This is a genomic window from Mycobacterium sp. 1245805.9, assembly GCF_001672915.1.
Classification (GTDB): domain Bacteria; phylum Actinomycetota; class Actinomycetes; order Mycobacteriales; family Mycobacteriaceae; genus Mycobacterium.
The window spans coordinates 17,361-38,579 of record NZ_LZKR01000169.1 but is presented as its reverse complement, the minus strand read 5'-3'; the positions used below and the strand labels follow the sequence as shown (position 1 = coordinate 38,579).

Genomic DNA, 21,219 nt, shown 5'->3' with positions numbered 1-21,219 from the left:
CCTGACGTGCGCTACAGTGACTGATGCCACACAAAAGGGCAGGTGGCGGGCACGTGCGTCGACGGAAGGATTCCCCATGGGCGTCGCTATCGAGGTGAGGGGGCTCACGAAGTCCTTCGGTCCCTCGAGAATTTGGGAAGACGTGACGCTGGATATCCCCGCCGGGGAGGTCAGCGTCCTACTGGGGCCGTCGGGTACCGGCAAATCGGTGTTCCTGAAGTCCCTCATCGGTCTGCTGCGCCCGGAGCGCGGCTCGATCATGATCGACGGCACCGACATCCTCGAGTGCTCGGCCAAGGAGCTCTACGAGATCCGCACCCTGTTCGGCGTCATGTTCCAGGACGGCGCGCTGTTCGGATCGATGAACCTGTTCGACAACGCGGCCTTCCCGCTGCGCGAGCACACCAAGAAGAAGGAAAGCGAGATCCGTGACATCGTCATGGAGAAGCTGACCCTGGTGGGCCTCGGCGGCGACGAGAAGAAGTTCCCCGGCGAGATCTCCGGCGGTATGCGCAAGCGCGCCAGCCTGGCCCGGGCGCTGGTGATGGACCCGCAGATCATCCTGTGCGACGAGCCCGACTCCGGTCTGGACCCGGTTCGTACCGCGTATCTGAGCCAGCTGATCCTCGACATCAACGCCCAGATCGACGCAACCGTCCTGATCGTGACGCACAACATCAACATCGCCCGGACCGTGCCGGACAACATGGGCATGCTGTTCCGCCGCAAGCTGGTCATGTTCGGCCCGCGGGAGGTGCTGCTGACCAGCGACGAGCCCGTCGTGCGCCAGTTCCTCAACGGCCGGCGCATCGGGCCGATCGGCATGTCCGAGGAGAAGGACGAGGCCACCATGGCCGAGGAGCAGGCCCTCCTCGACGCCGGCCACCACGCCGGCGGCGTCGAGGAGATCGAGGGCGTGCCCCCGCAGATCACCGCGACGCCGGGCATGCCGGAGCGCAAGGCCGTCGCGCGGCGCCAGGCCCGGGTGCGCGAGATCCTGCACACGCTGCCCAAGAACGCCCAGGCCGCCATCCTCGACGACCTCGAAGGCACCCACCGGTTCAAGGCCAACGAGTTCGGCGGGGAGTAGCGAAAATTTCCGATAACTCGGTGCAACTTGCCGCCCCGCCCTCTTGACGACCGGGCCTAAACGGGTCAGTCTGTTGGGCAGCATGTACCCACGGAACGTCGAGATCGCGAGCCAGCGCCGATGTTCCTGGGTTGATTGTTGTGGGTAGTTGAGGAATGCGCGGTCCTGCGCTATTGTTGGACGTTGCGCTGGCTACCTCCTGCCCACCTCACCCGCCACCTGACACCGTGGTCTTAGCCTGAGCCCCCTCCCGCGGCTTAGCTATTTAGTTGCGCGCGTGAGATCCGGGCAGATCGTTCGCCAGCCGTACCGACAAATTGATGCGGCGAACGCAGCCGGTTCCCCCGGGGCCGTGAGTCGCACGAGGTGCTGGAAGGACGCATCTTGGCAGATTCCCGCCAGAGCAAGAGTCGCCACCAGAGTTCCAAAAACTCAAATTCCACCAACGGCTCCGTGCCCGGAGCACCCAACCGAGTTTCCTTCGCCAAGCTCCGCGAACCGCTTGAGGTTCCGGGGCTTCTCGACGTGCAGACCGACTCGTTCGAGTGGCTGATCGGGTCGCCGCGCTGGCGCGAGAGCGCCTTGGCCCGCGCGGGAAGCACGGGTGGGGCTGACCCGGTCGGTGGCCTCGAAGAAGTGCTCTACGAGCTGTCGCCGATCGAGGACTTCTCGGGCTCGATGTCGCTGTCTTTCTCCGATCCCCGCTTTGACGAGGTCAAGGCGCCGGTCGACGAGTGCAAAGACAAGGACATGACCTACGCGGCCCCGCTGTTCGTCACGGCCGAGTTCATCAACAACAACACCGGCGAGATCAAGAGCCAGACGGTGTTCATGGGCGACTTCCCGATGATGACCGAGAAGGGCACCTTCATCATCAACGGGACCGAGCGCGTCGTCGTCAGCCAGCTGGTGCGCTCGCCCGGCGTCTACTTCGACGAGACGATCGACAAGTCCACCGAGAAGACGCTGCACAGCGTCAAGGTGATCCCCAGCCGCGGCGCCTGGCTCGAGTTCGACGTCGACAAGCGCGACACCGTCGGTGTCCGCATCGACCGCAAGCGCCGCCAGCCGGTCACCGTGCTGCTCAAGGCGCTGGGCTGGACCACCGAGCGGATCACCGAGCGGTTCGGCTTCTCCGAGATCATGATGTCGACGCTGGAGAAGGACAACACCGCCGGCACCGACGAGGCGCTGCTGGACATCTACCGCAAGCTGCGTCCGGGCGAGCCGCCGACCAAGGAGTCCGCGCAGACCCTGCTGGAGAACCTGTTCTTCAAGGAGAAGCGCTACGACCTGGCCCGGGTGGGCCGCTACAAGGTCAACAAGAAGCTCGGCCTGAACACCGAGAACCCGATCACGACGACCACGCTGACCGAAGAGGACGTCGTCGCGACCATCGAGTACCTGGTTCGCCTGCACGAGGGGCAGACGGTGATGACCGTCCCCGGCGGCGTCGAGGTGCCGGTGGAGACCGACGACATCGACCACTTCGGCAACCGCCGGTTGCGCACCGTCGGCGAGCTGATCCAGAACCAGATCCGGGTCGGCATGTCCCGCATGGAGCGCGTCGTCCGGGAGCGGATGACGACCCAGGACGTCGAGGCCATCACGCCGCAGACGCTGATCAACATCCGGCCGGTGGTCGCCGCGATCAAGGAGTTCTTCGGCACCAGCCAGCTGTCGCAGTTCATGGACCAGAACAACCCGCTGTCGGGTCTCACCCACAAGCGCCGCCTGTCGGCGCTGGGCCCCGGCGGTCTGTCGCGTGAGCGCGCCGGCCTGGAGGTCCGTGACGTGCACCCGTCGCACTACGGCCGCATGTGCCCGATCGAGACCCCGGAGGGTCCGAACATCGGTCTGATCGGCTCGCTTTCGGTGTACGCGCGGGTCAACCCGTTCGGGTTCATCGAGACGCCGTACCGCAAGGTGGTCGACGGCGTGGTCACCGACGAGATCGTGTACCTGACGGCCGACGAGGAGGACCGCCACGTGGTGGCGCAGGCCAACTCGCCGATCGACGCCAGCGGCCGGTTCGTCGAGCCGCGCGTCCTGGTCCGCCGCAAGGCGGGCGAGGTCGAGTACGTGCCCTCGTCCGAGGTCGACTACATGGACGTGTCGCCGCGCCAGATGGTGTCGGTGGCCACCGCCATGATCCCGTTCCTCGAGCACGACGACGCCAACCGCGCCCTGATGGGCGCCAACATGCAGCGCCAGGCGGTTCCGCTGGTGCGCAGCGAGGCGCCGCTGGTGGGCACCGGCATGGAGTTGCGCGCCGCGATCGACGCCGGCGACGTCGTCGTCGCGGACAAGGCCGGGGTGATCGAGGAGGTCTCCGCGGACTACATCACCGTGATGGCCGACGACGGCACCCGGCACACCTACCGGATGCGCAAGTTCGCCCGCTCCAACCACGGCACCTGCGCCAACCAGTCGCCGATCGTCGACGCGGGCGACCGCGTCGAGGCCGGCCAGGTGATCGCCGACGGCCCCTGCACCGAAAACGGTGAGATGGCGCTCGGCAAGAACCTGCTGGTCGCGATCATGCCGTGGGAGGGCCACAACTACGAGGACGCGATCATCCTCTCCAACCGCCTGGTCGAAGAGGACGTGCTGACCTCGATCCACATCGAGGAGCACGAGATCGATGCCCGCGACACCAAGCTGGGCGCCGAGGAGATCACCCGGGACATCCCCAACGTCTCCGACGAGGTCCTCGCCGACCTGGACGAGCGCGGCATCGTGCGGATCGGCGCCGAGGTTCGCGACGGCGACATCCTGGTCGGCAAGGTCACCCCGAAGGGTGAGACCGAGCTGACCCCGGAGGAGCGGCTGCTGCGGGCGATCTTCGGTGAGAAGGCCCGCGAGGTCCGCGACACCTCGCTGAAGGTGCCGCACGGCGAGTCCGGCAAGGTCATCGGCATCCGGGTGTTCTCCCGCGAGGACGACGACGAGCTGCCGGCCGGGGTCAACGAGCTGGTCCGCGTGTACGTGGCCCAGAAGCGCAAGATCTCCGACGGCGACAAGCTCGCCGGCCGGCACGGCAACAAGGGCGTGATCGGCAAGATCCTGCCGGTCGAGGACATGCCGTTCCTGCCGGACGGCACCCCGGTGGACATCATCCTGAACACGCACGGTGTGCCGCGACGGATGAACATCGGCCAGATCCTGGAAACGCACCTCGGCTGGTGCGCGCACAGCGGCTGGAAGGTGGACACCGGCAAGGGCGTTCCGGACTGGGCCGCCAACCTGCCCGAGGACCTGTTGCACGCCGAGCCCAACGCCATCGTGTCCACGCCGGTGTTCGACGGCGCGCAGGAGGCCGAGCTGCAGGGGCTGCTGTCGGCCACGCTGCCCAACCGCGACGGTGAGGTGCTGGTCAACGGCGACGGCAAGGCGGTGCTGTTCGACGGCCGCAGCGGCGAGCCGTTCCCGTACCCGGTGACGGTTGGCTTCATGTACATCATGAAGCTGCACCACCTGGTGGACGACAAGATCCACGCCCGCTCCACCGGCCCGTACTCGATGATCACCCAGCAGCCGCTGGGCGGTAAGGCGCAGTTCGGTGGCCAGCGGTTCGGTGAGATGGAGTGCTGGGCCATGCAGGCCTACGGCGCCGCGTACACGCTGCAGGAGCTGTTGACCATCAAGTCCGACGACACCGTCGGCCGGGTCAAGGTGTACGAGGCGATCGTCAAGGGCGAGAACATTCCCGAGCCGGGCATCCCGGAGTCGTTCAAGGTGCTGCTCAAGGAGCTGCAGTCGCTGTGCCTCAACGTCGAGGTGCTGTCCTCCGACGGCGCGGCCATCGAGCTGCGCGAGGGCGAGGACGAGGACCTTGAGCGGGCCGCCGCCAACCTGGGAATCAACTTGTCCCGCAACGAATCCGCGTCCGTTGAGGACCTGGCTTAATCACGTTTTTAGTTACTAAACCCGCAAGGGGAAAGGGAGTTACGTGCTCGACGTCAACTTCTTCGATGAACTCCGTATCGGCCTGGCCACCGCGGAGGACATCAGGCAATGGTCTTACGGCGAGGTCAAGAAGCCGGAGACGATCAACTACCGCACGCTGAAGCCGGAGAAGGACGGCCTGTTCTGCGAGAAGATCTTCGGACCGACTCGCGACTGGGAGTGCTACTGCGGCAAGTACAAGCGTGTCCGCTTCAAGGGCATCATCTGTGAGCGCTGCGGCGTCGAGGTGACCCGCGCCAAGGTGCGCCGCGAGCGGATGGGCCACATCGAGCTGGCGGCGCCCGTCACGCACATCTGGTACTTCAAGGGTGTGCCGTCGCGCCTGGGCTACCTGCTCGACCTGGCGCCGAAGGACCTCGAGAAGATCATCTACTTCGCCGCGTACGTGATCACGTCCGTCGACGACGAGATGCGCCACAACGAGCTCTCCACGCTCGAGGCCGAAATGATGGTGGAGCGCAAGGGAGTTGAGGACCAGCGCGACGCCGAGCTGGAGGCCCGTGCGCAAAAGCTCGAGGCGGACCTGGCCGAGCTGGAGGCCGAGGGCGCCAAGGCCGACGCCCGGCGCAAGGTTCGCGACGGCGGCGAGCGCGAGATGCGCCAGATCCGCGACCGCGCCCAGCGCGAGCTGGACCGGCTGGAGGACATCTGGAGCACCTTCACCAAGCTGGCCCCCAAGCAGCTGATCGTCGACGAGAACCTCTACCGCGAGCTCGTCGACCGCTACGGCGAGTACTTCACCGGCGCCATGGGCGCGGAGTCGATCCAGAAGCTGATCGAGAACTTCGACATCGACGCCGAGGCCGACTCGCTGCGTGACGTCATCCGAAACGGCAAGGGGCAGAAGAAGCTTCGCGCCCTCAAGCGCCTCAAGGTGGTCGCCGCCTTCCAGCAGTCGGGCAACTCGCCGATGGGCATGGTGCTCGACGCGGTGCCGGTGATCCCGCCGGAGCTGCGCCCCATGGTCCAGCTCGACGGTGGCCGGTTCGCCACCAGCGACCTCAACGACCTGTACCGCCGCGTGATCAACCGCAACAACCGCCTCAAGAGGCTGATCGACCTCGGCGCGCCCGAGATCATCGTCAACAACGAGAAGCGGATGCTGCAGGAGTCCGTGGACGCGCTGTTCGACAACGGCCGGCGCGGCCGCCCGGTCACCGGGCCGGGCAACCGCCCGCTGAAGTCGCTGTCGGATCTGCTCAAGGGCAAGCAGGGCCGGTTCCGCCAGAACCTGCTCGGCAAGCGCGTCGACTACTCCGGCCGTTCGGTCATCGTGGTCGGCCCGCAGCTCAAGCTGCACCAGTGCGGCCTGCCCAAGCTGATGGCGCTGGAGCTGTTCAAGCCGTTCGTGATGAAGCGGCTCGTCGACCTCAACCACGCGCAGAACATCAAGAGCGCCAAGCGGATGGTCGAGCGGCAGCGCCCCCAGGTGTGGGACGTCCTCGAAGAGGTCATCGCCGAGCACCCGGTGCTGCTGAACCGCGCGCCCACCCTGCACCGGCTGGGCATCCAGGCCTTCGAGCCGATGCTGGTGGAAGGCAAGGCGATTCAGCTGCACCCGTTGGTGTGTGAGGCGTTCAACGCCGACTTCGACGGTGACCAGATGGCCGTGCACCTGCCGCTCTCCGCGGAGGCGCAGGCCGAGGCCCGCATCCTGATGCTGTCCTCCAACAACATCCTGTCGCCGGCGTCCGGTCGCCCGTTGGCCATGCCCCGACTGGACATGGTGACCGGGCTGTACTACCTGACCACCGAGGTCGACGGCGACACCGGCGAATACACACCGGCCGCCAAGGACCAGCCGGAGGTCGGGGTGTACTCCTCACCGGCCGAGGCGATCATGGCGTCGGACCGCGGCGTGCTGTCGGTGCGGGCCAAGATCAAGGTGCGGCTGACCCAGCTGCGCCCGCCCGCCGAGATCGAGGCGGAGCTGTTCGGTGCCAACGGCTGGCAGCCGGGCGACGCCTGGATGGCCGAGACCACGCTGGGCCGGGTGCTGTTCAACGAGCTGCTGCCGGTGGCCTACCCGTTCGTGAACAAGCAGATGCACAAGAAGGTGCAGGCGGCGATCATCAACGACCTGGCCGAGCGCTACCCGATGATCGTGGTCGCGCAGACCGTGGACAAGCTCAAGGACGCCGGTTTCTACTGGGCGACCCGCAGCGGTGTCACGGTCTCGATGGCCGACGTGCTCGTGCCGCCGCGCAAGAAGGAGATCCTCGACCAGTACGAGGAGCGCGCCGACAAGGTCGAAAAGCAGTTCCAGCGTGGCGCTTTGAACCACGACGAGCGCAACGAGGCGCTGGTGGAGATCTGGAAGGAAGCCACCGACGAGGTCGGTCAGGCGCTGCGCGAGCACTACCCCGCCGACAACCCGATCATCACGATCGTCGACTCGGGCGCCACGGGTAACTTCACCCAGACCCGAACGCTGGCCGGCATGAAGGGCCTGGTGACCAACCCGAAGGGTGAGTTCATCCCGCGTCCGGTCAAGTCCTCGTTCCGCGAGGGCCTGACGGTGCTGGAGTACTTCATCAACACCCACGGCGCTCGAAAGGGCTTGGCGGACACCGCGTTGCGTACCGCCGACTCGGGTTACCTGACCCGTCGTCTGGTGGACGTGAGCCAGGACGTCATCGTCCGCGAGCACGACTGCGAGACCGAGCGCGGCATCGTCGTCGAGCTGGCCGAGCGTCAGCCCGACGGCACGCTGATCCGCGACCCGTACATCGAAACCTCGGCGTACGCGCGGACTTTGGGCACCGACGCGGTCGACGAAAAGGGCAACGTCGTCGTCGCTCGCGGCGAGGACCTGGGTGACCCGGAGATCGACGCGCTGCTGGCGGCCGGCATCACGCAGGTCAAGGTGCGCTCGGTGCTCACCTGCACCACCGGCACCGGCGTCTGCGCGACGTGCTACGGGCGTTCGATGGCCACCGGCAAGCTGGTCGACATCGGCGAGGCCGTCGGCATCGTCGCGGCCCAGTCGATCGGTGAGCCCGGCACCCAGCTGACGATGCGGACCTTCCACCAGGGTGGTGTCGGTGAGGACATCACCGGCGGTCTGCCCCGCGTGCAGGAGCTGTTCGAGGCCCGCGTGCCGCGCGGCAAGGCCCCGATCGCCGACGTCACCGGGCGGGTGCGTCTCGAGGACGGTGAGCGGTTCTACAAGATCACCATCGTTCCCGACGACGGCGGCGAGGAAGTCGTCTACGACAAGCTCTCCAAGCGGCAGCGCCTGCGGGTGTACAAGCACGACGACGGCTCCGAGGGAGTGCTGTCCGACGGTGACCACGTGGAGGTGGGCCAGCAGCTGATGGAGGGCTCGGCCGACCCGCACGAGGTGCTGCGCGTGCAGGGCCCCCGCGAGGTGCAGATCCACCTGGTCCGCGAGGTCCAGGAGGTCTACCGCGCCCAGGGTGTGTCGATCCACGACAAGCACATCGAGGTGATCGTTCGCCAGATGCTGCGCCGAGTCACCATCATCGACTCGGGCTCGACGGAGTTCCTGCCCGGCTCGCTGATCGACCGCGCGGAGTTCGAGGCGGAGAACCGCCGGGTGGTGGCCGAGGGCGGCGAGCCCGCGGCCGGCCGCCCGGTGCTGATGGGCATCACGAAGGCGTCGTTGGCCACGGACTCGTGGCTTTCCGCGGCGTCGTTCCAGGAGACCACGCGAGTGCTGACCGATGCGGCGATCAACTGCCGCAGCGACAAGCTCAACGGTCTGAAGGAGAACGTGATCATCGGAAAGCTGATCCCGGCCGGTACCGGCATCAACCGCTACCGCAACATCCAGGTGCAGCCCACCGAGGAGGCCCGCGCCGCGGCGTACACGATCCCGTCCTACGAGGATCACTACTACAGCCCGGACTTCGGCCAGGCCACCGGAGCCGCGGTTCCGCTGGACGACTACGGGTACTCGGACTACCGCTAGTTCGCAACGAGAAAGCCCCGGGCCCAAAGAGGTCCGGGGCTTTTTCGTTCGCGGTTGGGCCTCCCTTTAGCGCCGAGTGTGCGGCCAGCCGCACGTTCGGCGCCGAGTGTGCGGCCAGCCGCACGTTCGCGGGCGCCGGCCGGTCGGTGGCACTCACTACACTGGCCATCGTGCTCATCGGTTCGCACGTCCACTCCGACGATCCCCTGGCCGCCGCGCAGGCCGACGGCGCCGACGCGGTGCAGTTCTTCCTCGGCAACCCGCAGAGCTGGAAGAAGCCCAAGCCGCGCGACGACGCCGAGGCGCTGAAGGCGTCCACGATCCCGCTGTACGTCCACGCGCCGTACCTGATCAACGTGGCCTCGGCCAACAACCGCATTCGCATCCCGTCGCGCAAGATCCTGCAGGACACCTGCGACGCGGCCGCGGCGGTCGGCGCGACGGCGGTGATCGTGCACGGCGGCCACGCCGACGACAATGACATGGAGGCCGGCTTCGAGCGGTGGGTCAAGGCGCTGGACTACCTCGAAACCGACGTCCGCGTGTACCTGGAGAACACGGCGGGCGGCGACCACGCCATGGCCCGCCACTTCGACACCATCGGCAGGCTCTGGGATCGCATCGGGGACAAGGGCATCGGCTTCTGCCTGGACACCTGCCACGCCTGGGCCGCGGGGGAGGAGCTGATCGACGCGGTCGACCGGGTCAAGGCCCTGACCGGCCGCATTGACCTGGTGCACTGCAACGACTCGCGCGACGCCGCGGGTTCGGGCGCCGACCGGCACGCCAACTTCGGCACCGGCCAGATCGACCCCGAGCTGCTCGTCGCGGTGGTCAAGGCCGCCGACGCGCCGGTGATCTGCGAGACCGCCGACGAGGGCCGCAAGGACGACATCGCGTTTCTGCGGGAAAACACCGGCGGCTGATTCACGCGCCCATGCTCGGTCGGCTCGCGGCGCTGCTCGGAGTGGTTCTGCTGGTCGCCGGTTGCGCGCCGTGGCGCGAGCTCCCGTCGGGCTTCGTCACCGGCACCAGCCTGCACCACCTCAACGTCGGTGGCCACGATCGCGACTATCGGCTCTACAAGCCCGCGGGGGCGCCCGCATCGGCCGCGCTGGTGGTCGTCATGCACGGCTATTCCGGCAGCGGCGCGCAGGCCGAAAGGGGTTACGACTGGGACCATTTGGCCGATTCGGCCAAATTCGTCGTCGCCTATCCGGACGGGTTCGACCGGGCCTGGAACGTCGACGGGGAGGGCTGCTGCGGCCGGCCCGGACGGGAGGGCGTCGACGACGTCGCCTTCATCAGCGCGGTCGTCGCCGACATCGGCCGCAACGTCGGCATCGACCACGCCAAGGTCTACGCCACCGGGATGAGCAACGGCGCCATCATGTCCTTCACGCTGGCCTGCACGACCGACATCTTCGCGGCGATCGGCCCGGTTGCCGGCACCCAGCTGAACGCGTGCCGCAGCCCGCGCCCGACGTCGGTTTTCCACATTCACGGCACCGCCGACCGGCTCGTCCCGTACGCCGGCGGGCAGGGCTTCAGCGTCATCAACGGCCCGTCGGTGCCTGAGGTCAATGCGTTCTGGCGCAACGTCGATCAATGCGGCGCCGCGGCCGCCACCACCAGCGGACCCGTCGCCACCTCGGCGGCCACGTGCGCGGACAACCGCGGCGTCGTCCTCGTCACCGTCGACGGCGGCGGCCACGAATGGCCGCCGTTCGCGACCGAGGCGCTGTGGCAATTCTTCGCCGCGCACCCGCGCTGATCATTACAGCTCTTGTGCGACTGTCGGAAAACTGTAACATGAGTGCATGCCTGATACCCATGTCGTGACCAACCAGGTGCCGCCCCTGGAGAACTACAACCCGGCCACTTCCGCCGTGCTCGTCGAGGCGCTGATCCGCGAGGGCGGGCAGTGGGGCATCGAAGAGGTGAACGAGCTTGGCGCGCTTGCGGGCAGCCGCGAGGCGCAACGGTGGGGCGAGCTGGCCGACCGCAACCGGCCGGTGCTGCACACCCACGACCAGTACGGGCACCGCGTCGACGAGATCGAGTACGACCCGGCCTACCACGAGCTGATGCGCGTGGCGATCGGCCACGGCATCCACGCGGCGCCCTGGGCCGACGGGCGGCCGGGCGCGCACGTGGTGCGCGCCGCCAAGATGTCGGTCTGGAACGTCGAGCCCGGACACACCTGCCCCGTGTCGATGACGTACGCCGTCGTCCCCGCGCTGCGCTACAACCCCGAACTGGCGGCGGTTTACGAGCCGCTGCTGACCAGTCGCGAATACGACCCCGAGCTCAAACTGGCCACGACGAAGGCCGGCATCACCGCGGGCATGTCGATGACCGAGAAGCAGGGCGGCTCCGACGTACGCGCCGGCACCACCCAGGCGACCCCGAACGGGGACGGCAGCTACAGCCTGACCGGTCACAAATGGTTCACCTCGGCGCCGATGTGCGACATCTTCCTGGTGCTGGCGCAGGCCCCGGGCGGGCTGTCCTGCTTCCTGCTGCCGCGGATACTCCCCGACGGCACCCGCAACCGGATGTTGTTGCAGCGGCTCAAGGACAAGCTCGGCAACCACGCCAACGCCTCCAGCGAGGTGGAGTACGACGGCGCCACCGCGTGGCTGGTGGGCGAGGAGGGCCGCGGCGTCCCGACGATCATCGAGATGGTCAACCTCACCAGGCTGGACTGCACGCTGGGCAGCGCCACCAGCATGCGCACCGGCCTGACGCGCGCCATCCACCATGCCCAGCACCGAAAGGCGTTCGGCGCCTACCTGATCGACCAGCCGCTGATGCGCAACGTGCTGGCCGACCTGGCCGTCGAGGCCGAGGCCGCCACGATCGTCGCGATGCGGATGGCCGGCGCCACCGACAAGGCCGTGCGGGGCGATGAGACCGAGGCGCTGCTGCGCCGGATCGGCCTGGCCGCCAGCAAGTATTGGGTGTGCAAGCGAGCCACCCCGCACGCCGCCGAGGCGCTGGAATGCCTGGGTGGCAACGGCTATGTCGAGGACTCCGGCATGCCGCGACTGTTCCGTGAGGCGCCGCTGATGGGCATCTGGGAGGGCTCGGGCAACGTCAGCGCGCTGGATACGTTGCGCGCCATGGCAACCCGCCCCGAATGCGTCGAGGTGCTGTTCGGCGAGCTGGGCCAAACCGCGGGCCAGGATCACCGGCTGGACGGCCACGTCGAAAAGCTGCGGCAGCAATTGGCCGACCTGGACAGCATCGCCTACCGCGCCCGCAAGGTCGCCGAGGACATCTGCCTGGCGCTGCAGGGCTCGCTGCTGGTGCGCCACGGGCACCCGGCCGTCGCCGAGGCATTCCTGGCCACCCGGCTCGACGGGCGGTGGGGCGGCGCTTTCGGCACCATGCCCACGGGCCTCGACCTCGCACCGATCCTCGAGCGCGCCCTCGTAAAGGGCTGAGCCACAAGATGTCTCACGCCATCAGGCCGGTGGACTTCGACAACCTGAAGACCATGACCTACGAGGTCACCGATCGGGTTGCGCGCATCACCTTCAACCGGCCGGAGAAGGGCAACGCGATCGTCGCGGACACCCCGCTGGAGCTCTCGGCGCTGGTGGAGCGCGCCGACCTCGACCCGGGCGTGCACGTCATCCTCGTGTCGGGGCGCGGCGAGGGCTTCTGCGCGGGCTTCGACCTGTCCGCCTACGCCGATGGCACCGGGTCGGCCGGGGGGACCGGCGCGTATGCGGGCACGGTGCTGGACGGGAAAACCCAAGGCGCCAACCACCTGCCGAATCAGCCGTGGGACCCGATGATCGACTACCAGATGATGAGCCGCTTCGTGCGCGGGTTTTCCAGCCTGATGCACGCCGACAAGCCGACGGTGGTCAAGATCCACGGCTACTGCGTGGCCGGCGGCACCGACATCGCGCTGCACGCCGACCAGGTCATCGCCGCCGCCGACGCCAAGATCGGCTACCCGCCGACGCGGGTGTGGGGCGTCCCGGCCGCCGGGCTGTGGGCCCACCGGCTCGGCGACCAGCGCGCGAAACGCCTGCTGCTTACCGGGGATTGCATCACCGGAGCGCAGGCCGCCGAGTGGGGCCTGGCGGTGGAGGCGCCCGACCCGAAGGACCTCGACGAGCGGACGGAGCGGCTGGTCGAACGGATCGCCGCCGTGCCGGTCAACCAGCTGATCATGGTCAAGCTCGCGCTCAATTCGGCTCTGCTGCAACAGGGTGTGGCCACCAGCAGGATGGTCAGCACCGTGTTCGACGGCGTCGCCCGGCACACCCCGGAGGGGCACGCCTTCGTGGCCGACGCGGTCGAGCACGGCTTCCGGGAGGCGGTTCGGCACCGCGACGAGCCCTTCGGTGACCACGGCCGCCGGGCGTCGCAGGTGTAGCCATGCCGAACATGACCGCGCGGTCGGTGGTGCTCAGCGTGCTGCTCGGCGCACACCCCGCCTGGGCCACGGCCGGCGACTTGATCAGGCTGACAAACGATTTCGGCATCAAGGAAACGACGTTGCGGGTGGCGCTGACCCGCATGGTGGGCGCGGGCGACCTGATCCGCTCCGCCGACGGCTACCGGCTCTCCGATCGACTGCTGGCCCGCCAACGGCGGCAGGACGACGCCATCGACCCGCGGACGCGGGCCTGGCGCGGACAATGGATCGTTCTCATCGTGACCAGCGTCGGCAACGACGCGCGCACCCGCGCGGCCCTGCGAACCTCCTTGCACGACAAGCGCTTTGGCGAACTTCGCGAAGGCGTCTGGATGCGGCCGGATAACCTGGATCCGGATTTGGGCCCGGAGCTCGACTCCCGGGTGCGGACGCTGACGGCCCGCGATGACGCCCCCGCCGAGTTGGCCGCCCGGCTGTGGGATCTGCCCGGCTGGGCGCAAACCGGCCGCCGGCTGCTCGACGAGATGGCCGCCGCGCCGGACATTCCCGGCCGCTTCACGGTGGCCGCGGCGACGGTGCGGCACCTGCTCACCGACCCGGTGCTGCCCGACGAACTGTTACCGTCCGACTGGCCGGGGGACCGGCTGCGCGCGGCGTACCACGACTTCGCCGCCGAGCTGCTAAAACGACGCGAACCCATCCAACTCCAGGAGGCGACATGAGCGACCCGGTGCGTGTCGAGCGAAACGGTCCGGTGACCACGGTGATCCTCGATCGGCCGGGGGCGCGCAACGCCGTGAACGGCCCCACCGCGACCGCGCTCTACGCGGCGTTCGAGGAGTTCGACCGCGACGACGCCGCATCGGTGGCTGTGCTGTGGGGCGATGGCGGAACCTTTTGCGCCGGAGCCGATTTGAAGTCATTCGGCACGCCCGACGCCAACGAGGTGCACCGCACCGGTCCCGGGCCGATGGGGCCGACGCGGATGGTGCTGTCCAAGCCGGTGATCGCCGCCGTGAGCGGCTACGCCGTCGCCGGCGGCCTGGAGCTGGCCCTGTGGTGCGACCTGCGGGTCGCCGAGGAGGACGCCGTGTTCGGCGTGTTCTGCCGGCGCTGGGGGGTCCCGCTGATCGACGGCGGCACCGTGCGGCTGCCCCGGCTCATCGGGCAGAGCCGCGCCATGGACATGATCCTCACCGGCCGCGGCGTCCGTGCCGACGAGGCGCTGGCGATGGGGCTGGCCAACCGCGTCGTGCCCAAAGGCCAAGCGCGCCAAGCCGCCGAGGAACTGGCGGCAGAGCTCGCGGCCCTGCCGCAGCAGTGCCTGCGCTCGGATCGGCTCTCGGCGCTGGCGCAGTGGGGCAGGCCGGAATCGGAGGCGATCGATTTCGAATTCGCCAGCATCTCCCGGGTCGCCGCGGAGGCCGCGGAAGGCGCGGGGAGGTTCGCCGCGGGGGCCGGGCGGCACGGCGCGGCGGCGAATTAGCCTGCGGCCCTAGCCCTTGCTGATCGTGTTGCCCGAGCCGAGGTTGTCGACCTTCGGTTCACCGTCCTTGTAGGTGATGGTGTTGTTCAACCCCACCACGCTGATGCGCGTGTCGACCTTGTCGATGGTGATCTTGTTGTTGGCACCGCCGATGGTCACCGTCGCGCAGGTGCCGGTGACGGTCAGCGTGTTGTTGGAGCCGCCGACGTTGAGCGTCTTGCCGTTGGCGCAATCAAGCGTGGCCGTGGTGCCCATCGACCCGTAGTTCAGCGAGTTCCCGATCTCGATCGACGCGGTGGTGCTCGCCCCGCTCGAACCGGTCGGCGCCGCCGCGCCGCTCGTCGTGGTCGCGGTGCTCTTCGTCGTCGTCGTGACGCCGCCGGGCGGGTTGGCCGTCGAGCTGCAGCCCGCCAGGACCAGGGCCGCGGCCGCCGGCGCCAGGGCGAGCGCGGCCAGCCTGGACGAGCGGTCGGTGATGTGGTCGCGCATTGATCCTCGATTCCCCTTGAGTGGTGCCGTGCCTCAGCCCGGCACCTGCTGGAGCCGGTTGGTCATGCCCAGTTCGCGTCCGCGGTCCCACAGGATCGGTGCGCCGCCGTGATAAAAGACGGTCTCGTCGTAGCCGTACACGGTGATGTCGTGGGTGACCGAGTCCGCGATGACGGTGTTGCCCGACCCCATGACCGTGACAGCCCAGCAGTTTCCCTTGGCGTTGACGGTGTTGCCGGTGCCGTTGACGATCAGGGTGGCGTCGTTGCAGTCCAGCGTCTGGTCGACGCCCTGTCCGGTGATGTGCGTGTCGCCGTTCTTGGCGTGCGCGGCCGGCGCCGCCGGGGCGGGCGTCGCGGCGACTACGACGGCGCAGGTGACCAGGGGCCCCGCGACGGTTGTCCAGTTCACTGCACGCCCCCTTTGAACACGGGTGAATCCGCTCGAATGAGCCTACGATTTTCCCGGCCTTCGTCAACTAGAGTCATTAGTTAACCCACCCGGGATCAATCGAAGGGCGATCGCATGGCAGCTCCGGAACCGCCGTCGGCGGCTGGGCGCCAGCGCGCCGGGAAGTCGGGCTCGCGCCCGGCGAAACTGAGCCGCGACGGCATCGTCGACGGCGCACTGGCCTTCCTGGACCGGGAGGGCTGGGACTCGCTGACCATCAACGCGCTGGCCACGCAGCTGGGCACCAAGGGGCCGTCGCTGTACAACCACGTGGACAGCCTGGAGGACCTGCGCCGCGCCGTGCGGATCCGGGTCATCGACGACATCATCACGATGCTGAACCGGGTCGGCGAGGGGCGCGCCCGCGACGACGCGGTGCTCGTCATGGCCGCCGCCTACCGCAGCTACGCGCATCACCACCCCGGCCGGTACTCCGCCTTCACCCGGATGCCGCTGGGCGGCGACGACCCCGAGTACGCGACGGCCACCAGGGGCGCGGCGGCGCCGGTGCTCGCGGTGCTGGCGTCCTATGGGCTGGACGGTGTCGAGGCCTTCCACGCCGCGCTGGAGTTCTGGTCCGCGATGCACGGCTTCGTGTTGCTGGAAATGACCGGGGTCATGGACGACATCGACACCGACGCGCTGTTCTCCGACATGGTGTTGCGGCTGGCCCGGGGTTTGGAGGCGCTGGAAAGGCGCTCCGCGCACCAGCGGGCCTCACCCGGTTAGTCGGATGATCGCCGCTTTGACCTGCGAGACCGGCGGCAGGTATTGTGGTAGCTCGTGCCTGGCGGCTTACGGCGCCTGACGTAAGGAAGCGGATGCCGGGCTAATTCGCATGTCCACGACGCATCGGATCGAACTCCGTGCTGAGCGCTTGCGACACACCCGGCCGCGGGGTACGAGAGCTAGTCCGCGACGGGGCAAAACTGCAGTACACAGACTTAACAGCCGAGCCAGAACGCACACTTCAACACAGAAAGCCTCCTAGATGCCAACCATTCAGCAGCTGGTCCGCAAGGGTCGTCGGGACAAGATCGGAAAGGTCAAGACCGCGGCTCTGAAGGGCAGCCCGCAGCGCCGTGGCGTATGCACCCGCGTGTACACCACCACCCCGAAGAAGCCGAACTCGGCGCTTCGGAAGGTCGCGCGCGTCAAGCTGACGAGTCAGGTCGAGGTCACGGCATACATCCCCGGCGAGGGCCACAACCTGCAGGAGCACTCCATGGTGCTGGTGCGTGGTGGCCGGGTTAAGGACCTGCCGGGTGTCCGGTACAAGATAATCCGCGGTTCGCTCGACACCCAGGGCGTCAAGAACCGCAAGCAGGCTCGTAGCCGCTACGGCGCCAAGAAGGAGAAGAGCTGATGCCGCGCAAGGGGCCCGCGCCCAAGCGTCCGTTGGTCAACGACCCGGTCTACGGGTCGCAGCTGGTCACCCAGCTGGTCAACAAAGTTCTGCTCAAGGGGAAGAAATCCCTCGCCGAACGCATTGTTTATGGAGCGCTCGAACAAGCCCGGGAAAAGACCGGCACCGACCCGGTGATCACGCTTAAGCGTGCTCTCGACAACGTCAAGCCCGCCCTGGAGGTGCGCAGCCGCCGCGTCGGTGGTGCGACCTATCAGGTGCCCGTCGAGGTGCGCCCCGACCGGTCCACCACCCTGGCGCTGCGCTGGCTTGTCAGCTTCTCGCGGCAACGCCGGGAGAAGACCATGATCGAGCGGCTGGCGAACGAACTCCTGGACGCCAGCAACGGCCTCGGGGCCTCCGTCAAGCGGCGTGAGGACACCCACAAGATGGCCGAGGCCAACCGCGCCTTCGCGCACTATCGCTGGTAGAGCGCGCACCGCGCGCGCAGCCGCGGAGGCGGCGACATTCGGCAGAGTGGCCGGGGCGACAACAACCGCTAACCAAGCAATCGAAAGAGTGGGAAGACTTCTGTGGCACAGAAGGACGTGCTGACCGACCTCACCAAGGTCCGCAACATCGGCATCATGGCGCACATCGACGCCGGCAAGACGACGACGACGGAGCGCATCCTCTACTACACCGGCATCAGCTACAAGATCGGTGAGGTGCACGACGGCGCCGCCACCATGGACTGGATGGAGCAGGAGCAGGAGCGGGGGATCACCATCACCTCCGCGGCCACCACCTGCTTCTGGAACGGCAACCAGATCAACATCATCGACACGCCCGGCCACGTCGACTTCACCGTCGAGGTCGAGCGCAGCCTGCGCGTGCTCGACGGCGCCGTCGCCGTCTTCGACGGCAAGGAGGGTGTCGAGCCGCAGTCCGAGCAGGTCTGGCGGCAGGCCGACAAGTACGACGTCCCCCGCATCTGCTTCGTCAACAAGATGGACAAGATCGGCGCCGACTTCTACTTCTCCGTGCGCACCATGGAGGAGCGCCTCGGCGCCAACGTCATCCCGATCCAGCTGCCCGTCGGCTCGGAGGGTGACTTCGAGGGCGTGGTCGACCTGGTCGAGATGAAGGCCAAGGTGTGGCGCGGCGAGACCAAGCTCGGCGAGACCTACGACACCATCGACATCCCCGCCGAGCTGGCGGAGAAGGCCGACGAGTACCGCACCAAGCTGCTCGAGGCCGTCGCCGAGACCGACGAGGCGCTGCTGGAGAAGTACCTCGGTGGCGAGGAGCTGACGGTCGCCGAGATCAAGGGCGCCCTGCGCAAGCTCACGATCAGCTCCGAGGCCTACCTGGTGCTGTGCGGCAGCGCGTTCAAGAACAAGGGCGTGCAGCCCATGCTCGACGCGGTGATCGACTACCTGCCCTCGCCGCTGGACGTGCCGCCGGCCGTCGGGCATGCGCCGGGCAACGAGGACGAGGAAGTCACGCGTAACCCGTCGACCGACGAGCCCTTCTCGGCGCTGGCGTTCAAGGTCGCCACGCACCCGTTCTTCGGCAAGCTGACCTACGTCCGGGTGTACTCGGGCAAGGTCGACTCCGGCAGCCAGGTCATCAACGCCACCAAGGGCAAGAAGGAGCGGCTGGGCAAGCTGTTCCAGATGCACTCCAACAAGGAGAACCCGGTGGAGACCGCCTCGGCGGGCCACATCTATGCCGTCATCGGGCTGAAGGACACCACCACCGGCGACACCCTGAGCGACCCGAACCACCAGATCGTGCTGGAGTCGATGACGTTCCCCGACCCGGTGATCGAGGTGGCCATCGAGCCCAAGACCAAGAGCGACCAGGAGAAGCTCTCCCTGTCGATCCAGAAGCTCGCCGAGGAGGACCCGACCTTCAAGGTGCACCAGGACGTCGAGACCGGCCAGACCGTGATCGGCGGCATGGGCGAGCTGCACCTGGACATCCTTGTGGACCGCATGCGCCGCGAGTTCAAGGTCGAGGCCAACGTCGGCAAGCCGCAGGTGGCGTACAAGGAGACCATCCGCCGCGTGGTGGAAAAGGTCGAGTACACCCACAAGAAGCAGACCGGCGGCTCGGGCCAGTTCGCGAAGGTGCTGATCAACCTCGAGCCGTTCCACGGCGAGGACGGCGCCACCTACGAGTTCGAGAACAAGGTCACCGGTGGGCGCATCCCCCGCGAGTACATCCCGTCGGTGGACGCCGGCGCGCAGGACGCCATGCAGTACGGCGTGCTGGCCGGCTACCCGCTGGTGAACCTCAAGGTCACCCTGCTTGACGGTGCCTTCCACGAGGTCGACTCGTCGGAGATGGCGTTCAAGATCGCAGGCTCGCAGGTGCTGAAAAAGGCTGCGGCGCAAGCGCAGCCGGTGATTCTGGAACCGATCATGGCCGTCGAGGTCACCACGCCCGAGGACTACATGGGCGACGTGATCGGCGACCTGAACTCCCGCCGTGGCCAGATCCAGGCCATGGAGGAGCGGGCGGGTGCGCGCGTCGTGAAGGCGCACGTGCCGCTGTCGGAGATGTTCGGCTACGTCGGCGACCTGCGGTCCAAGACTCAAGGCCGGGCGAACTACTCCATGGTGTTCGACTCGTACGCCGAGGTTCCGGCGAACGTGTCGAAGGAGATCATCGCGAAGGCGACGGGCCAGTGAGGTCGAGCAATCGGCTTTAGCACGCACGAGTAAGCTGGCCCGGTTAACACCGCGGCCGAAACCCAGAAAATCAACACTGCTTAACAAAGCACCAACAAGTCGGAGGACATAACAGTGGCGAAGGCGAAGTTCCAGCGGACCAAGCCCCACGTCAACATCGGGACCATTGGTCACGTTGACCACGGCAAGACGACCCTGACCGCGGCTATCACCAAGGTCCTGCACGACAAGTATCCGGACCTGAACGAGTCGAAGGCGTTCGACCAGATCGACAACGCCCCCGAGGAGCGTCAGCGCGGTATCACGATCAACATCGCGCACGTCGAGTACCAGACCGACAAGCGTCACTACGCGCACGTCGACGCCCCCGGCCACGCCGACTACATCAAGAACATGATCACCGGCGCCGCCCAGATGGACGGCGCGATCCTGGTGGTCGCCGCGACCGACGGCCCGATGCCGCAGACGCGGGAGCACGTGCTGCTGGCCCGTCAGGTCGGCGTGCCCTACATCCTGGTCGCGCTGAACAAGGCCGACGCCGTCGACGACGAGGAGCTGCTCGAGCTCGTCGAGATGGAGGTCCGCGAGCTGCTGGCCGCCCAGGAGTTCGACGAGGACGCCCCGGTGGTGCGGGTCTCGGCGCTGAAGGCGCTCGAGGGCGACGCCAAGTGGGTCGAGTCCGTCGAGGAGTTGATGAACGCGGTCGACGAGTCGATTCCGGACCCGGTCCGCGAGACCGACAAGCCGTTCCTGATGCCCGTCGAGGACGTCTTCACCATCACCGGCCGTGGCACCGTGGTCACCGGTCGTGTGGAGCGCGGCGTGATCAACGTGAACGAGGAAGTCGAGATCGTCGGCATCCGCCCGTCCACCACCAAGACGACCGTCACCGGTGTGGAGATGTTCCGCAAGCTGCTCGACCAGGGCCAGGCCGGCGACAACGTCGGGCTGCTGCTGCGCGGCATCAAGCGCGAGGACGTCGAGCGCGGCCAGGTCGTGACCAAGCCCGGCACCACCACGCCGCACACCGACTTCGAGGGCCAGGTCTACATCCTGTCCAAGGACGAGGGCGGCCGGCACACGCCGTTCTTCAACAACTACCGTCCGCAGTTCTACTTCCGCACCACCGACGTGACCGGTGTGGTGACGCTGCCGGAGGGCACCGAGATGGTGATGCCCGGTGACAACACCAACATCACGGTCAAGCTGATCCAGCCCGTCGCCATGGACGAGGGCCTGCGGTTCGCGATCCGCGAGGGCGGCCGCACCGTCGGCGCCGGCCGGGTCGTCAAGATCATCAAGTAATTCTCGCTCGCGCGAAGCCCGGGCTGCCTATCGGCGGTCCGGGCTTCGTGCAT

General features: G+C 67.6%; 16 protein-coding genes. 14 read left to right on the top strand and 2 right to left on the bottom strand.

Annotated elements, in window-relative coordinates; genetic code table 11:
- The first annotated feature begins 76 nt into the window (after positions 1-76).
- From A9X00_RS23010 to A9X00_RS22970, 9 genes are all read left to right on the top strand, one after another.
- On the top strand, positions 77-1,090 hold the full coding sequence (locus A9X00_RS23010; protein ID WP_067158739.1) for an ABC transporter ATP-binding protein: 1,014 nt from the start codon (positions 77-79) through the stop codon (positions 1,088-1,090).
- A gap of 384 nt (positions 1,091-1,474) precedes the next feature.
- The gene (locus A9X00_RS23005; RefSeq protein ID WP_156772248.1) at positions 1,475-4,999 is read left to right on the top strand and encodes a DNA-directed RNA polymerase subunit beta; all 3,525 of its coding nucleotides are present in this window, start codon (positions 1,475-1,477) and stop codon (positions 4,997-4,999) included.
- Between the two features lie 43 nt (positions 5,000-5,042).
- A complete protein-coding gene (locus A9X00_RS23000) occupies positions 5,043-8,993 on the top strand; it encodes a DNA-directed RNA polymerase subunit beta' (RefSeq protein WP_067158731.1) in 3,951 nt (1,316 codons plus the stop codon).
- Positions 8,994-9,163: 170 nt separating this feature from the next.
- Positions 9,164-9,919, top strand: coding sequence for a deoxyribonuclease IV (locus A9X00_RS22995; protein ID WP_067158729.1), 756 nt, complete (start codon positions 9,164-9,166; stop codon positions 9,917-9,919).
- Between the two features lie 11 nt (positions 9,920-9,930).
- Positions 9,931-10,767: a PHB depolymerase family esterase gene (locus tag A9X00_RS22990; protein WP_067158727.1), complete on the top strand. Its 837-nt coding sequence runs from the start codon at positions 9,931-9,933 to the stop codon at positions 10,765-10,767.
- 46 nt (positions 10,768-10,813) lie between these two features.
- The gene (locus tag A9X00_RS22985; protein ID WP_067158726.1) at positions 10,814-12,442 is read left to right on the top strand and encodes an acyl-CoA dehydrogenase family protein; all 1,629 of its coding nucleotides are present in this window, start codon (positions 10,814-10,816) and stop codon (positions 12,440-12,442) included.
- An 8-nt stretch (positions 12,443-12,450) separates the two neighbouring features.
- Positions 12,451-13,389 carry a crotonase/enoyl-CoA hydratase family protein gene (locus tag A9X00_RS22980; RefSeq protein ID WP_067158721.1) on the top strand — a complete coding sequence of 313 codons (939 nt, stop codon included), beginning with the start codon at positions 12,451-12,453 and terminating at the stop codon, positions 13,387-13,389.
- A 2-nt stretch (positions 13,390-13,391) separates the two neighbouring features.
- A complete protein-coding gene (locus A9X00_RS22975; protein WP_067158720.1) occupies positions 13,392-14,114 on the top strand; it encodes a PaaX family transcriptional regulator C-terminal domain-containing protein in 723 nt (240 codons plus the stop codon).
- Positions 14,111-14,878 carry a crotonase/enoyl-CoA hydratase family protein gene (locus A9X00_RS22970; protein ID WP_067158719.1) on the top strand — a complete coding sequence of 256 codons (768 nt, stop codon included), beginning with the start codon at positions 14,111-14,113 and terminating at the stop codon, positions 14,876-14,878. The genes A9X00_RS22975 and A9X00_RS22970 overlap by 4 nt, the downstream gene beginning before the upstream one ends.
- A 9-nt stretch (positions 14,879-14,887) precedes the next feature.
- Here the strand turns inward: A9X00_RS22970 and A9X00_RS22965 are convergent, their stop codons facing one another.
- Both A9X00_RS22965 and A9X00_RS22960 read right to left on the bottom strand, forming a co-directional pair.
- Positions 14,888-15,367, bottom strand: a complete 480-nt coding sequence (locus A9X00_RS22965) for a DUF3060 domain-containing protein (protein WP_067158718.1) — start codon at positions 15,365-15,367, stop codon at positions 14,888-14,890.
- A gap of 33 nt (positions 15,368-15,400) precedes the next feature.
- Positions 15,401-15,778: a DUF3060 domain-containing protein gene (locus tag A9X00_RS22960; protein ID WP_067158717.1), complete on the bottom strand. Its 378-nt coding sequence runs from the start codon at positions 15,776-15,778 to the stop codon at positions 15,401-15,403.
- Positions 15,779-15,892: 114 nt separating this feature from the next.
- Here A9X00_RS22960 and A9X00_RS22955 point away from each other — a divergent pair, with 114 nt between their 5' ends.
- From A9X00_RS22955 to tuf, 5 genes are all read left to right on the top strand, one after another.
- A complete protein-coding gene (locus A9X00_RS22955) occupies positions 15,893-16,546 on the top strand; it encodes a TetR/AcrR family transcriptional regulator (protein WP_067158716.1) in 654 nt (217 codons plus the stop codon).
- 262 nt (positions 16,547-16,808) lie between these two features.
- Complete coding sequence (rpsL, locus tag A9X00_RS22950; RefSeq protein WP_003879423.1) at positions 16,809-17,183, top strand: 30S ribosomal protein S12; 375 nt, start codon at positions 16,809-16,811, stop codon at positions 17,181-17,183.
- Entirely contained in the window at positions 17,183-17,653 is a 471-nt protein-coding gene (gene rpsG / locus A9X00_RS22945; protein ID WP_067012878.1) for a 30S ribosomal protein S7, read from the top strand. The genes rpsL and rpsG overlap by 1 nt, the downstream gene beginning before the upstream one ends.
- 102 nt (positions 17,654-17,755) lie before the next feature.
- The gene (gene fusA / locus A9X00_RS22940) at positions 17,756-19,861 is read left to right on the top strand and encodes an elongation factor G (protein ID WP_082975450.1); all 2,106 of its coding nucleotides are present in this window, start codon (positions 17,756-17,758) and stop codon (positions 19,859-19,861) included.
- Between the two features lie 114 nt (positions 19,862-19,975).
- Positions 19,976-21,166, top strand: coding sequence for an elongation factor Tu (gene tuf, locus A9X00_RS22935; RefSeq protein ID WP_067012880.1), 1,191 nt, complete (start codon positions 19,976-19,978; stop codon positions 21,164-21,166).
- Positions 21,167-21,219: the final 53 nt, after the last annotated feature.

Coding starts and splice junctions, on each gene's coding strand:
- A9X00_RS22985 (WP_067158726.1), top strand. CDS start 10,814: ATGCCTGATACCCATGTCGTGACCAACCAGGTGCCGCCCCTGGAGAAC.
- A9X00_RS22975 (WP_067158720.1), top strand. CDS start 13,392: ATGCCGAACATGACCGCGCGGTCGGTGGTGCTCAGCGTGCTGCTCGGC.
- rpsL (WP_003879423.1), top strand. CDS start 16,809: ATGCCAACCATTCAGCAGCTGGTCCGCAAGGGTCGTCGGGACAAGATC.
- A9X00_RS22970 (WP_067158719.1), top strand. CDS start 14,111: ATGAGCGACCCGGTGCGTGTCGAGCGAAACGGTCCGGTGACCACGGTG.
- rpsG (WP_067012878.1), top strand. CDS start 17,183: ATGCCGCGCAAGGGGCCCGCGCCCAAGCGTCCGTTGGTCAACGACCCG.
- A9X00_RS22990 (WP_067158727.1), top strand. CDS start 9,931: ATGCTCGGTCGGCTCGCGGCGCTGCTCGGAGTGGTTCTGCTGGTCGCC.
- A9X00_RS22965 (WP_067158718.1), bottom strand. CDS start 15,367: ATGCGCGACCACATCACCGACCGCTCGTCCAGGCTGGCCGCGCTCGCC.
- A9X00_RS22980 (WP_067158721.1), top strand. CDS start 12,451: ATGTCTCACGCCATCAGGCCGGTGGACTTCGACAACCTGAAGACCATG.
- A9X00_RS23010 (WP_067158739.1), top strand. CDS start 77: ATGGGCGTCGCTATCGAGGTGAGGGGGCTCACGAAGTCCTTCGGTCCC.
- A9X00_RS22955 (WP_067158716.1), top strand. CDS start 15,893: ATGGCAGCTCCGGAACCGCCGTCGGCGGCTGGGCGCCAGCGCGCCGGG.